The following is a 14,231-nucleotide window of genomic DNA, read 5'->3' on the forward strand; positions in this document are numbered from 1 at the left end:
GGTGTAGAAAAACTCTACTCTCAAACCTAACGCAGCATTTCCTCGAACTTCTGCTGTTCCCACAGGGACTGATATAAACCGGACTGGCGGACTAACTCGCCGTGGGTTCCCGTCTGCACGATCGCCCCGCGATCCATCACTAAAATCCGATCCGCACTCGCCGCCGCCGACATTTGGTGAGAAATAAACAAAACCGTCTTCTTATTCGTTCCGGTCGAGAGATTGTGCAGGATATCCGTAGCGGTTTGATTGTCCACACTGGAAAGAGCATCGTCGAGAATCAACACGGGAGCGTCGAGCAATAAAGCGCGCGCCAGGGCCATCCGTTGGCGCTGACCCCCGGATAAAGTGATGCCCCGTTCGCCGACGAGGGTATCGTATTGTTGGGGAAAATTGAGAATTTCCTCGTAAATTTGGGCTTGTTTGGCGACATCTTCCACCGCCGCATCGGAGGCGAGGGGGTTACCGTAGCGGATGTTATTGCGGATGGTGGTACTGAACAGGAAACTTTCTTGGGGGACGTAGGCGATCGCCCCGCGCAAGTCGTTTAAAGCCAGTTCGGTAATATCCTGTCCGTCGAGAAACAGTTGACCGGGAGCAATGTCGAGCAGTCGCGGAATGGCGTTGGCTAAGGTCGATTTTCCCGAACCGATCGGGCCGACAATGGCGACAGTTTCGCCGGGTAAGATCTCGAAACTGATGCCGTCGAGACTCGGCTGTCTGGCGCCGAAATAAGTATAGACCAGTTCGCGAGCGCTCAAGCGACCCGCGACCGGGGGTTGAAGCGATCGCGCCTTCCTTTCGTCCTGGATGCGCGGTTCGACGGCAAAAATCGATTCGACGCGATCGATGCTGACTTCGCCGCGTTGGTAGGCGGTAATCGTAAACCCGAGTAAGGCGGTGGGAAAGACCAGTCCTTCGACATACAGTAATAAGGAAATAAAATCGCCGATGCTAATGTCGCCGTTAGCGATCGCCCCGGAACCGATAACGAGTAAGATCAGCAGGCTCAAACTGGCGAGACCGCCCAAAATCGGAAAGAGTAAACTGCGCGTTTTAGCCAGTTTTAAGTTCGCTGAGAGGAGGCGATCGTTGAGTTGGCGAAAAACATTTCTTTCGTTTTCTTCTTGGGCGTAAATTTTAATGGAAGCGATCCCGCTTACATCTTCTTGAATCAGTTCGCTCAAGCTCGAAAGTTCTTCTTGGACGAGCTGTTGCTGCGATCGCAGGCGATCGCTAAATAACTGCACCAAAATCAACATCACCGGGTAGACGGCGATCGCCCACAGGGTAAGTTTGACATCGATCGCCAACATCACGGGTAAGGTCAAGCCGTAAGCAAAAATCGTATTGACCAAACTGAGAACGGCAAATCCCAACAGCCGCCGGATATTGTCTACGTCGCTGGTGGCGCGGTTGATCAGGTCTCCGGAGGTGTTCGCCGAAAAATAGGCAGGTTCGAGCCGCAATAAATGTTGAAAGATCCCCTGTTTTAAGTCGAATTCCACTTGACGCCCGACGCCGAATAAGAGCATTCGCGAAGCCACCCGAATCACCCACATGACCGTCGCCAAACTGAGGATGACGAAGACGAAGAATAAAACGCGATCGAAGTCTAAAGAGACTTGCAGGCGATCGACGACATTACCGATCAGGCGACGGATATAAACCGAAAGGGCGTTGACGACAAATAAGGCGGCAATCCCCAAGGTGGCGGTTCGCCAGTGGGGACGCATGTAAGTACCGAGTTTTTGGAGTTGCGATCGCGACATGAAGTTTGGGGAAAAAATAATGAGGGCGTGGGGAAAACTTGCGAACTCACGAGTCGGGGGTCAGGAGTCAGACATCCCCACCTAGAAACTTTAATTGTCCCAACAGTCAGCACAAGGAGCAATCCAACCGCGCAAAAAGTAGTATATCAAAGTAAAAAACTCGTCAACCACCTGACTGGTCTGTAAAACACTTTCCGCATTGGGAATGAGTTGTTCGAGTTCGACGACTTCATTTTCGCGATCGCACACCACCGTGTCCAAGGCGGGGGCTCGGGGAATGACGACGAAATTATCTTGAGTGAAGGCGGAAACGACCCGGGGACTATCGACGGAGGAAGAAATCGTCACGATCCGCCTTCCGAGGTCCGTGCGGCGTTCTAAATAGTCTTGCACTTGAGTGGCAGCTTCGCGGACCGTATCCCCTTTTAAGAGGGCAATATCGCCGAGGGGTAAGCCGACGAGGGAGGCGAAACGGCGGGCGATCGTTGTCGCTTCCAGATTGGGATTGGGGGTTTGCTGTCCGACGGTCCAGGCGAAGGGGGTGGAACGACCGACGACGATCGCCTGGGGAAGTCGTCCGGCGGTTCGCAACTCGTTATAAACTCTAGCCATTTCGACGATGCGGGCGCTCGTTTGTTGGGCGACCAAATCCGGTTGATAGCGTAAAAACGGTTGGGTAGTGCCTTTGGAAAAGAGAACGATCGCGTCCGCCTCAGATACCGTTCTCGCCGTACAAACATTGGTTTGAACTGCCAAATTTGAGCGGATCAGACCATATTCGTATCGGTCGGCTAACCAAGGAATACTCGACAGCAATAAAATGGCGACGGCAGCCCAAATTAATTTTGATTCTTTCTTTTTTTTTGTTCCTAAAATTAACAGTAATAAGGTCAACCCGAGGGGTTTGAGCGGGAGAGAAATAATATTCCAAATCGTGGCAATACTGCGATCGGTGGGGAAGAAAAACGCCAAAATAATGACGGTCAAGAGAATGGCCCCTCCCAACCAAGTCAGATATTCTTTGGGAATCAGGCGCAGGAGGACGAACCAAATCGCCAAACCGAGCAGAACCCAAAGCAAAATTTGGGCGATCAGCAGAAACATCGGTGAAGGTCCTTAAGGCGCGAGGGGTCGGCAGGATTCATCGGGAGGGCGTAACGAGGGCGTCGGCGGTCGCGACTCTATTTGTTGGGGGTTTAGTTGACAGTTTAGACGTCTCCGGCTCGAAGGGGTTAGGCGGGTCGGTTTCCTTCGACGGACGAAAATGGAGGGGTCGGGTTGCGCCGGAACGGGCGATCGCGCGATCGCAGCGATTCCGTGGGGCGGATTGGATTTTGTAAAAGATTACTCGATCGCCCGTTCTCAATTTTTCTTTATAAAACTATGTTTTTCTTACGTTTTCTCGATCCTTTCTCAAAGTAAGATTTGAAATCAGGGGGAAAGCCAAGACAAAAGGGGCGCTCGACGGCGGCGATCGGACTCGATCTGGGGGCAAAGCAGCCATGGGCGATCGTCAGTGTCCTCGGGATCGACAGCGACCGAAACCAAAGGGTTCATAAATCTTTAGAAAAAATGGCAGCACTTATCGGTCAATTTCCCCCGAATAGAGGGGCATTCTAAGCAAGAGGAAGAAAGGCGCGATCGCCCCAGATCGCCCGGAGCCTCGGTCTCGGCGACGGCCAAACAACGAGCGAAATCCACTCACCCAACGGTTCTCAAACACTCGAAAGCAGATGTCGATCGACTATTTACTCGAACTTTACGAGAAAGGAATTAGAGACTTTTCGGGTCTTGACTTGCGAGGGCAAAACCTCAGTGGCATCACCTTCGTGCAAGTCAACTTATCCAATGCTTACTTGGATGGAGCGGACTGCACTCGTGCCTTTTTAACCAAAGCCAACCTCAGTCACGCCGCTTTAAATCGGGCGAATTTAAGTTTTGTCAAACTCAGCGACGCCAATTTAACGGGCGCCCAATTGAGAAAAGCCGACCTTCACGGAGCCTTTCTCGTGAAATCCCGATTGTCCGAGGCGCAAATGAGCGGGGCAAATTTGGCGGGCGCCAACTTGCGCGAAGCCGATTTGAGCGGGGCGAACTTGTGCGGGGCGAATTTAGAAGGGATTAACTTGCGCGGGGCGAATCTGAAGGGGGCGAATTTGCGCTGGGCGAACTTAGGGGGAGCGCGCTTGAGTGGGGCTTGTTTGCAAGGGGCCTGTTTGACCGGAGGGCAACTGACGGGCGCCTTTTTAAACGGAGCAGATCTCGAAGGCGTCGATCTCGACGGCGTCAATTTGAGCTGGGCGAAATTGAGTGGGGCGAACTTGGCGGGGGCAAAGTTGATGTCGGCTAACTTTTGGGGCGCCAAATTGCGCAACGTCAACTTAACCGGAGCAAATTTAAGCGGGGCGAATTTAAGCCGCGCCCTTTTAGAAGGGGTTCAATTGCGAGCGGCGAATTTGAACGAAGCGATCGTCGACGATCGCCTTTTAGAAACGACGATCGCCTTGCCGAGTTGGGAGGGGCGACGCTCGCTTTCGATGCCTCGTCCTGCCTGGAAAGCCCGGGAAACCACGGTGAGCGTCGGCTGTTGAGGAATCGAGCGGGCGTAGCCTCCCCGAGTCAGGTTAGGCTGAGCGGCGGCGATCGAGTTCTTGTTCGATCGCCGCGACCACCGTTTTAATCGTCTGCACGCGAGCGTAGTATTTATTATCTCCCGCGACCACGGTCCACGGCGCTAACGGCGTGCTGGTGCGCTGGATCGTCTGATTGACCGCCACGTAATACAAGGGCCAGCGATCGCGGTTGCGCCAGTCTTCCTCCGTAAGCTTGTGCTGTTTGAACGGATTGTCCTGTCGCTCTTGGAAGCGGCGCAATTGTTCTTCCGCACTGATATGCAGCCAGAACTTGAGCAGGACGTAGCCCGCATTGACGAGTTGTTCCTCAAACTCGTTAATTTCGCGATAGGCGCGCCGCCATTCCGGTTCCGTGGCGAACTCCTCGACCCGTTCGACCAAAACGCGACCGTACCAACTGCGATCGAAAATACCGAAACTGCCCGCCGTCGGTAAGCGCCGCCAAAACCGCCACAGATAGTGATGGGCTTTTTCCTCGTCAGTCGGCGCCGCAAACGCACTGACCACGTAACTGCGCGGGTCGAGAATATCGGTGAGGCGTTTGATCGCGCCCCCTTTCCCCGCCGCATCCCAGCCTTCAAACAAGGCAATCACCGGGATTTGCAACTCGTGCATTTTGAGCTGGAGTTCTCTGAGTCTGACCTGTTCCTGGCGCAATTGCTTCTTATACTCGGCTTTGGTCAAACTTTGGGATAAGTCTACCTGCCCCAGAAAATCCGGTTCCGTCGGATGCAGTTCGGTTTGGGCGGGTAAACTCGGCGGTGGAACCTGACAGTAACGCAAGTCGAGCGCTTCCGTAATCGTCGTCGCCATTTTGGTCAGCACTTTGACCCGGGTCCAGCGCTTGCAGTCCCCTTCCACCAAAGTCCATGGGGCCGGTCCGGTACTGGTATGGATGACCATTTCTTCGGCGAGGGCGGCGTAGTGCTGGTAATTTTTAGCTTGTTGCCAGTCTTCCGGACGGACCCGCCAGGAGTCGAGGGGGTCGGCGGCGGCTTTTTTGAGGCGTTTTTTGAGTTCCTTGCGGCTGAGGTGAATCCAAAATTTGGCGATCGCCGCGCCGTCGTCGAACAGTTGGCGCTCGAATGCATTGATTTCGCGCATTAACATCGGAATTTCCGAATCGTCCACCCGTCCGAACAACCGATCTTCTAAAACGTGGGTGTACCAACTGTGGTAAAAAAAGCCGATGGTGCCGTTGGCGGGTAGTTTTTGCCAAAATCGCCACAAAAGCGGAAATTGGCGCTCTTGCTCGCTCGGAGGCCAAATGGGATGCACGATAAAGCCGCGCGGATCCATGTAGCCGACCATTTTCTGAACCAGAGACCCTTTACCCGCCGCCGCCCATCCTTCGAGGACGATAATCACGGGTAATTTTTTGTCGCGGCAGGCTTTTTGCAGTTGGCGCAATTGCCGCATTAACGATTCGATCTGTTCTTTGTAGCTGGGTTTGTCGAGAGAAAGGCTTAAATCGAGAGTGTCTAACATGTCGCTCGTCGAACGATGAAAAAGATGGGCGCTTGGCATCGGCAATGCCTTTAAAAGGCTAGCGAATGTCGGGCGATCGCGCTGCGATCTCGAACACAGAAGTTCGGAGAAAAATCGCGGTTTCAGGGACGCCAATCGCCCTTTTCGGGTTCGCCGCCTCACTCGCCGAAAATCTAAAATCTAAAATGCAGTGAACCCAGAGAAAGGATCGAGGGGCGTGGAAGAACAACAGCATCATCTCAACTCCATCGTCAAAGAGATTGGCGAAGCCGTGTTGGCGACGACGGAAACTGTGGAGCAATTGGCCCGGCGGGTGGACGATTTGGCGGTGCAGGTGAAACAGCAAAGCCAGCAAGTACAACAACAGGGCTATCAGATTTTTGCGTTGTGCGATGCGGTGCAAACTTTGGCCGAAGGGCAGGATCGATCGCTGGAACGGTTAGTGCAATTGACCGACAGCGTGGAACGGCTGTTAGGGGCGATCGTTGAGGAAGAACAGGAGCCGACGGACTAAAGTTAAGGGGAGGGAGTTTGCCAGATGTAAAGCCTTCCCCCGTCGTCTCCGGCGATCGCGGTGCGCCCGTCGGCGCTAAAGGTCAGGGAACGAATGCCGTCGGTCGCATCGGGCAAGGTTTCGACGAGTTCCCCGGTGTTGAGATTCCACAGTTTGACGGTGGTATCGCCGCTTCCACTGGCGAGGTAACGTCCGTCTGGGGTAATGGCGATCGCGCTGACTTCCCGTTGGTGACCGTCGATGCGCCGGGTCAGCGATCCGGTGGCGACATTCCAGAGTTTAATCTCGTTAGAATTGCTGCTGACGAGAGTGCGTCCGTCTGGGGTGAAGGCGAGGGATTCGACGTAGGGGGTGTTACCGGAGAATTCCTGGATTAGAGTTTGGGTAGCGACATCCCACAGTTTGATCGTTTGGTCGGCGCTTCCACTGGCGAGGGTTTGCCCGTCGGGACTCCAGGCGATCGCCAAGACGCGATCGGTGTGTCCGGTGAGGGTGTAGCGCGTTTCTCCGGTGTCGAGATCCCAAATGCGGATGCTGCGATCGCTCTCGTAGACCCCTCCCGCCCCACTGGCGAGCCAGCGACCCCGAGGATCGAAGGCGACGGTTCGCACTTGGTCGCGGTGACCGTACAAATTTTGCTTGACGCGACCGTTGCTTAAGTTCCACAGCAGAATTTGATTGTCCGCACTGCCACTGGCGAGGGTTTGCCCGTCGGGACTGACCGACAGACTCCATACCGGACCGCCATGACGGGCGAGGCGGCGGATTTCCTCTCCGGTCTCGACGTTCCATAATTCGATCTCGTTTTCGGCGCTGCTGGTGGCGACGATCCCGCGATCGCTGGCGACGGCGACGGCGTAAACGGGTTTGGGATGAGCGGCGATCGCCCGTTGCAGGGTAAAGGTTGTAGGAGAGGTTGTCGGCGTCGGGGTCGGGGTCGGCGTCGGCGTCGGCGTCGGCGTTGCGGTTGGTGTCGGCGTCGGCGTAGGGGTTGGGGTTGCGGTTGGTGTCGGCGTCGGTGTCGGCGTCGGATTGGGGGAGGAGGGAGCAGAAGGGGAAGCCGTGGGTACTTCAGTCGTCGGTTCGGGCGATCGGGTAGGCTCTCCAGAGGACAATTCCCCCCCTTGACGTTGCTGGGAGACCACTTGAACGCCGATAAAGCCTAAAAGGGCTAACATTCCCGCCAGAATCCACGATCGCCCCCGAGTTCCCGAGGTTTGTGTCGTCGTCGTCGAAGGGTTATACGCTTGACGGTTCACCGCCAAAGTTGCTGCGGTGGCGCTCAGGGGTGCGGTCGATCCGGTTGCCGTAGAACTGGGGAGCAGGGTATCGAGGCGTTTGAGTAACTCCACCGTCGTTTGGGGGCGATCGCCCGGTAACAGTGCCATCAACTCATCGAGTAAATCGGCAAACTCGGACGAGACTCCCGGCGCACTGTCGCGCCACAACAGCCGACCCGATCGCGGATCTTCCTGAAAGTCCGTGGGGGCTTTGGCGGTCAGCAAAAAAACAAACGTGCGCCCTAACGCAAAAAAGTCCGATTGCGGGCGGGCGCGACCCATGGCCTGTTCCGGAGCGGTATATCCGGCGGAAACGATCCCCGTCACGGGTTTACCTTGCCCAACTTTTTGCAAATACGTTGCACTGACTTCCCGGGCGGAGCCAAAATCGATTAACGTTAAATGGCCGTCGGGTTTGAGAATAATATTCGACGGTTTGATATCGCGGTGAAAAAAGTTCTCTTGGTGGACGTAATGCAAGATCGTCACCAACTCGCGCAACCATGCGACGGCGGAGGGTTCGTCGAGGGGGCGATCGCCTCGGGAGTGCAACCACTGACTCAAGTCCTCGCCTTCGACATATTCCATCACCAACCCGTGGAGCGATCGCCCACCATTGCGCAGGGGAAAGCTAAAATAGCCGTTTCCTTTGGGAATTCCGGGACGGTCTAACGATTGCAACAGTTGAGCTTCTTGCTGAAACAGGGAAACCGCTTTCGGGTCTCCTGCGGTCAAAATTTTGAGGACTTTTCGACCCGAACCGTCGGTGACTTCGTAAGTGCGCCCGAATCCTCCCTGACCCAGTTCGCGGACGACGCGGTAGCAATCGGCAAATAGCAGCGAGGTGCCGCAACTTTGGCAAAAGCCGACCGTATCGGGATTGTGCGGATGGGAACACTCGGGATTAATGCACAGGGACATAAGGCAAATGTTACCGATGGGAATAAAAGGGGGGATCCTCCGATCGCGCGATTCTCCTTTGGAGACGATGAGCGCGATCGCCGTTTCAGCGTCATCCCTGGAAGCTCAATTATTATTTTCCGGGGTCGGCGTCGTTGGCGAACCGGATTCGGAAGACGGCGGGCGATCGGGTTGTGCGGGGGGTAGGGGAAGAGCTTCTCCGGCTTGTTTTAAGCGGACAAACAGGTGATGGCGGAGGGTGCGATCGTTCTCCACCGCCATTCTCAGACCGATCGCGCGAATTGCATCGAGGAATGCCCCTTGTTGGGTCGGTAGGCGCAACTCAGGCGCGTTGAGTGCGAGCAAATTTTCGACATCGATAAAAACGTAACCGTTGCTGGGGGTCGGTTGCGCCGGAACCGTACTTTGAAATAACGTGTTTGTCCTTAACGAGGTTTGGGGTTTGGGAACGATGCGATCGGCCAAAGGAGCGCCTACACTTAAAAAGGCGACATTGCCATCGAGCCAACCGCGCGTTACGATCAGCGAACTTTGGGGAGATTGCCAGGTCACCAGTTCGCGATCGCCGATTGTTTCTCGACTGAGTTTAAATTGATACGCTTCTTGCATTCGTTCGTCGAGTTTGGCGAGGGTTTCTTCCCCTGCTTTGACGTCACTCGCTTGCACCATCAGAACCACACTTGCGGGAAAGGTAGACGCATTGTCTTCGGCGGGGGGAATCATGGCGAGGGCAAATTCTCCCGCCATCCAACTGAGTAAATCTTGTTCTAAATCGAGATTTGTAGTAGTTTTAATCGCCGTTCGCAACCACTGCGGGTTAATCACCGCGATCGGGTTCACGTCGATTTCGGCGACGTAATCGTTCCACAACCCTTGTAAGTTACTGCCGACGATCGCGATCGACATGGCCGCAGGCAGGCGATCGGCCATCATTTTAGCCTTATTCTCGACGCTGTAGGTTCTCTCGCTTTTCGGTCGGCGCCACATCGCACTGTCGAAGGCAATCCCGTCATTCTCGATCGTCGCCGTCGCCGCCAACCCCTGATTGGGTTGCAGTTTCGCAATTTCATCGATCCTGGCATTTTGACGGTTGAGTGAAGCCACCGCCGAAGCTACGGGGATATTAACGAAAAGACGGGCAAAGGCCCGATCGCCTTCCAGTTTTTGCCAAATTTTACCCGCGTTCGGCAAATCCGCCAGGGAAAGCGCCCCTTTGTACGTATCCACCGTGCGATCGATCCCGTAGCGACTGTTGGCGACCGCTAAAAATTTGCCGTCGAGGACGGTGACTGCATACAGATCGCTGTCGGTACCGGGATTTTCTTTAATCTCGACCCCTTTATATTCCCGAGTAGTCCAGGCGCCACTTTGCGGCGTCGGCGCGTTTTCTAAAACTTGTTGGGCCCGGGATGCATTGGCGATCGGTAAGAGTAACACGATCGATTGATTCCCCCGAGGAATGCCACTCAGGGAGGGAGTTTCGGCATTCTCCTCGCCGTTTTGTTCGGGTTCGCCTTCGCCGTCGGAATTGGCGGTCTCTCCCTCGCCTTCACTCTCGGAGACTTCTACCGGAATCGGCGGTAAAAAGGCGATCGTGATTTCTTTCCCTACCCACGGTTCGATATCCTCTTGGTAGTTATAGCCGTTGTCGCTTAAGAGGCGATCGCGCAGGGTCAACAGTTGTTCGTCAAACCAGGCTTGACTTTCCGGCGTCCCGAACTGTCTGAGTTTCTCCCACTCCCGAGAATCTGTAGACAGAGAAATACTCATCAAGGCTTCATTGGGAACTAAGGTGGTTCCCGAAGGCAGTTGGGCCGACGGTTGTTGTTTCCACAGAAACCACAACGCCGCGACGCCGCCACCAACCAGCAACCCAACTCCCGCTATCGCAACCGCTAGAGGTATTTTTTGAGGGGTTTGATTCTCAGGTTTAGATTCAGATTTACTTTCAGACATGAAGTTCACACAGCCTCGGCAGTGCAATGTTAATTTAGCAGGTCTTCGTCGTACCGCAGACCGAACGGTTTGTGGCTGAGGGGGTCACCTTAGCCGCTTTCCGATGCCGGATTGAAAATGCCCTAGGTTAGGATACCCGACATCAATTTAGCAGTTCCTCGTCCGCACGCCTGCCCCGAATTCATTCCTATTTTGGGGGCGCCATACAGATGGGGCGATCGCTCACTCCAGACTCTAGATTGATAGAAATCAGGGGAGTGACGAGAAATCTGTGTATTTTTCGAGACATTTTCAACCGATCCGTATGACCAGCACGGGCGATCGCTAAAATTGAGAAGATTGAGGCTGGGGCGATCGCACTTATCCTTGAAAGTTGCATCGGTTAAGCACGAAATGGGCGATCGCCTTGAACTTCTCCGCCATTATCCCCCTAAAATTAAGAGCATTCGCGTCGCGATCGACCCGTCAAATTTTGCGGTTCGTCTGGCTGTCAAGCTGTTTTATTTTTCAGTCCAATTGCTTTTTAAAAACACTCATGAATCAAAAGCGTTTGTCCGATCGCCAGTTCTTACAAATGTCTCACAGTCCCCGTCAAGAATTAGAAGTCTCTATTCCCCTCGTGTTCACTCTTGCTACCGTATTGACTGGGGTGATTTACGCCATTTTTCTCGAACGCCGACAAACTTATCTCGGGACGTTACTTTACGATCGCGGTTTTACTCAAGTCGCCGTCGTTTTCTTTGCCGGAATTGTTTTATCCTTTACTATTTTAAAATTTGTCAAACTCCAACGGGAGTTTTTTGCCCTTCGTGAAAACTGGGTTGCTGTTGATTTAGACTGGCACGATCCTCAATCTCCTCTATTATTTCGCCTGCAAGAAAGATTACTCGCCGATGGTAGTGCGATCGCCCGCCGTTGCGCCCGCGCGATCGCCGCTTATATTCATTCTGGAAATCGTAAAGCCGCCGCCGAACTCGCCCTCGATGATTCGTCTTTTTACTTAAGTGCCTCGGAGTCATCTTATTCCCTTCCCAGAATTTTAGTATGGGCGATTCCTTTATTAGGATTTATCGGTACGGTGATCGGAATCAGTCAAGCGGTTACTGGGTTTTCTGGCTTTTTAGAAGAAGCCGGAGAAATCGACCAAATTAAAGAGGGTATTGGCACGGTAACCAGTGGTCTTGCCGTTGCTTTCGATACCACTTTAGTCGCCTTATTTTTAAGCGTTCTCGTAATGATTCCCTTGGTTTTAGTCGAACGCTTTGAATCTCGGTTATTATTAGCGATCGATATCTATTTAAACGATCGTCTTTTGCCCCGTTTTAAAGACAGTGGAACGCCTTTAGAAAACGAACAGTTAACTCAAGCCATCGATGCGGCGATCGCCCGTCATTTACCCAGTCCGGAAGCCCTCATCGATCCGGCAAGAACCTATGCAGAACGCGCCGCCGAAGTCCTATCTCAGACATTTATCGCTCAACTCAATACCGTACAAACTCAGCATGAGAGACTCATAGAAAAACTAGATAATCTACAAGAAAAAACCTTAGAAGAACGACAAGCATTTGAGCTTAGTTTTTCTGAAAATGAAGAGAATTATCGACAGGCGATCGCCGATTTAATTACAGAAATTAACGGCACTTATCGCAAAGTTTCCGCAGAGATGGAAGCGGGAAATCGGGCGATCGCGCAAAACTTAATTCAACAAGCCGAGAAAATCGGCGATCGTCTCGAACATGCGTCTAAATCTCTTGACAGTCGCATCGCACTTTTGGAAAAGTCAAAAACCAATATTGCTCAAATCTTAGAGTTGCAAGAACGATTAGATAAAAATCTGCGATCGATTTCCAGAGACGGTCACATAGAAGCAGTTCTAGAAGAAATTAGAGAACATTTAGCCGAACTTAAACCCCTGCTAAAACAATTGAACAAACCCCGTCGGATCACTCTAGTTGAAACTGAAGATAAGATCGAGTAGTGTTTTAGGAGTTATTTTATGTACAGGCGTCGCTTTACCCGGCGATCGATCCAAATCGAACTGTTTCCCTTTTTATCTGTTCTTGCCTGCACGATCGGGACTTTAATCTTATTAATTATTGTCGTGTCTACACAAATTTTAGGCAACGAACGAGAAGTCACTATTATTGCTCGGGGAGAAACCGGAACTAATGAAAATAAAACACCGCGATATATTGAATGTCAGCAAGATGGCGTTATTATTTATCCCCATCAAACTTTCGTCCCCTTAGCTGAAATTGACCGTCCCGATTCGGCTTTAAGCAGATTGCTAGATGAAGTCGAAAAAAACCGCGATCGCCAATATTTAATCGTCACCATGCGTCCCCAAGGAATTGAAGTGTTCAAACGAGTGAGGGAGGCGATCGAACGTCGGGGAATTGATATCGGTTACGAACCCCTCGATGAAGGATGGCGCTTAAAAATTGAAGATGAAATCGAGAGATTGTAATGTGAAAAATTGTAGCTTGAGAGATTTTAGCTTGAGAGATTGTAGCTTGAGAGATTGTAAGTTTAGAAATTGAGATAACTTTAGAAATTGAGATGAGAAGAAGACGCCGAATTCGCCAATCTGGGATCCCCGGACAAAATTTAGATTCCTTTTTAGATATCCTTACCAACACCGTCGGCGTTTTAATGTTTGTCGGCTTATTTATTAGTATTGTCGCCGTAGAATCCGGGACGATCGTGCGGACGCCGATTGTTTCAGAAACTCGTAAAAATGCCCATTTTTTTGAATTTAGAAATAATCGACTTCATTATCTTGATAAAGAGGAAGCCGAACGAGAAATTAATCAATTTTTCCAATCTTTACCCCAATGCTACGAACCTTACGTTCCTCCAGCCGTCGATCCGGAGATCGTCCCTTATTATTTGGATTTAATTGAAGAATATCGCCGTTGTTTGAATGTAAAAACTGCAAGAGTGGAGCAGTTTTCTGCTGAAACTACCGCCTATGAAGTCCGAATTAAACTCAATCCTACCGGACTTATTTATTTACCAAAACCTGAGTTTTCAGGTGAAACCCCTCAAGAACTGCGATCGCCGGATTCTCAATTTAAACAAATCTTAAAACAGTTCGATCCGAGAACAGATTATCTGGCATTTATCGTCAGACCGGATAGTTTTGAAGCCTTTCGTGCAGCCAGAAAACAAGCCTGGAACGACGGATTTGATGTCGGTTGGGAACCTTTAGAACTCAATAGTATTATCGTTTTTGGGTCCGGAGGGCGGGCGATCGGAGTTCAGTGATTCGGTTGGAATGGACGGTTCGATCGCAGGAAGTATTATAGTATTTTTTATCATCATTAAATACATTTACGCAAGCTGTCATTTCCGTGGGAACGGGAATCGAGTAATTGTGTGACTCGCGAACTTGAGCATTTCTCTAATCCGGAAAAAGCGATCGTAATTAATCTTTTCTAAACAATTGAGTGGTTGTCTGAGGTCGATCTTTATTATCGGCCAAAAGTTCCGATCTTTTTATGAAGTTTGCGATCGCCAATCTTTTAAAATAAATCCCGTGTAGTCCAGCCAACAGCCATCCGGATTGACTTGTCATACACTAGAATTTTGAGATCGAGCGATCGATTCAGGGGGGAGCGATCGCCTGTTGCTTTTTAACTTCTAAAATAGCAACAAATCTCATTGA

10 protein-coding genes are annotated in these 14,231 nt (G+C 51.9%); 5 read left to right on the top strand and 5 right to left on the bottom strand.

Going from position 1 to position 14,231, the window contains the following annotated elements:
- Window positions 1-26: 26 nt before the first annotated feature.
- A complete protein-coding gene (locus HCG48_RS05590; RefSeq protein WP_168568265.1) occupies window positions 27-1,772 on the bottom strand; it encodes an ABC transporter ATP-binding protein in 1,746 nt (581 codons plus the stop codon).
- A gap of 90 nt (window positions 1,773-1,862) precedes the next feature.
- Window positions 1,863-2,876: an ElyC/SanA/YdcF family protein gene (locus HCG48_RS05595; protein ID WP_168568266.1), complete on the bottom strand. Its 1,014-nt coding sequence runs from the start codon at window positions 2,874-2,876 to the stop codon at window positions 1,863-1,865.
- Between the two features lie 629 nt (window positions 2,877-3,505).
- Here HCG48_RS05595 and HCG48_RS05600 point away from each other — a divergent pair.
- The gene (locus HCG48_RS05600) at window positions 3,506-4,363 is read left to right on the top strand and encodes a pentapeptide repeat-containing protein (RefSeq protein ID WP_168568267.1); all 858 of its coding nucleotides are present in this window, start codon (window positions 3,506-3,508) and stop codon (window positions 4,361-4,363) included.
- Window positions 4,364-4,396: 33 nt separating this feature from the next.
- Here the strand turns inward: HCG48_RS05600 and pap are convergent, their stop codons facing one another.
- Window positions 4,397-5,893 carry a polyphosphate:AMP phosphotransferase gene (gene pap, locus HCG48_RS05605; protein WP_168568268.1) on the bottom strand — a complete coding sequence of 499 codons (1,497 nt, stop codon included), beginning with the start codon at window positions 5,891-5,893 and terminating at the stop codon, window positions 4,397-4,399.
- Between the two features lie 190 nt (window positions 5,894-6,083).
- Between pap and HCG48_RS05610 the strand changes: the two genes are divergently transcribed.
- Window positions 6,084-6,407, top strand: a complete 324-nt coding sequence (locus HCG48_RS05610; RefSeq protein ID WP_246259929.1) for a hypothetical protein — start codon at window positions 6,084-6,086, stop codon at window positions 6,405-6,407.
- Between the two features lie 2 nt (window positions 6,408-6,409).
- On the opposite strand, the gene HCG48_RS05615 is transcribed toward HCG48_RS05610, so the two are convergent.
- Complete coding sequence (locus HCG48_RS05615) at window positions 6,410-8,608, bottom strand: serine/threonine-protein kinase (RefSeq protein WP_168568269.1); 2,199 nt, start codon at window positions 8,606-8,608, stop codon at window positions 6,410-6,412.
- 105 nt (window positions 8,609-8,713) lie between these two features.
- Window positions 8,714-10,564 carry a DUF3352 domain-containing protein gene (locus HCG48_RS05620; RefSeq protein ID WP_168568270.1) on the bottom strand — a complete coding sequence of 617 codons (1,851 nt, stop codon included), beginning with the start codon at window positions 10,562-10,564 and terminating at the stop codon, window positions 8,714-8,716.
- 535 nt (window positions 10,565-11,099) lie between these two features.
- Between HCG48_RS05620 and HCG48_RS05625 the strand changes: the two genes are divergently transcribed.
- The 3 genes from HCG48_RS05625 to HCG48_RS05635 all read left to right on the top strand — a co-directional run bounded on the left by HCG48_RS05625 (window position 11,100) and on the right by HCG48_RS05635 (window position 13,831).
- A complete protein-coding gene (locus HCG48_RS05625; RefSeq protein WP_210437182.1) occupies window positions 11,100-12,542 on the top strand; it encodes a MotA/TolQ/ExbB proton channel family protein in 1,443 nt (480 codons plus the stop codon).
- An 18-nt stretch (window positions 12,543-12,560) separates the two neighbouring features.
- Window positions 12,561-13,031, top strand: a complete 471-nt coding sequence (locus tag HCG48_RS05630) for a hypothetical protein (protein ID WP_168568271.1) — start codon at window positions 12,561-12,563, stop codon at window positions 13,029-13,031.
- Between the two features lie 92 nt (window positions 13,032-13,123).
- Window positions 13,124-13,831, top strand: coding sequence for a hypothetical protein (locus HCG48_RS05635; RefSeq protein ID WP_168568272.1), 708 nt, complete (start codon window positions 13,124-13,126; stop codon window positions 13,829-13,831).
- Window positions 13,832-14,231: the final 400 nt, after the last annotated feature.

It is taken from the genome of Oxynema aestuarii AP17, from assembly GCF_012295525.1.
GTDB classification, from domain to species: domain Bacteria; phylum Cyanobacteriota; class Cyanobacteriia; order Cyanobacteriales; family Laspinemataceae; genus Oxynema; species Oxynema aestuarii.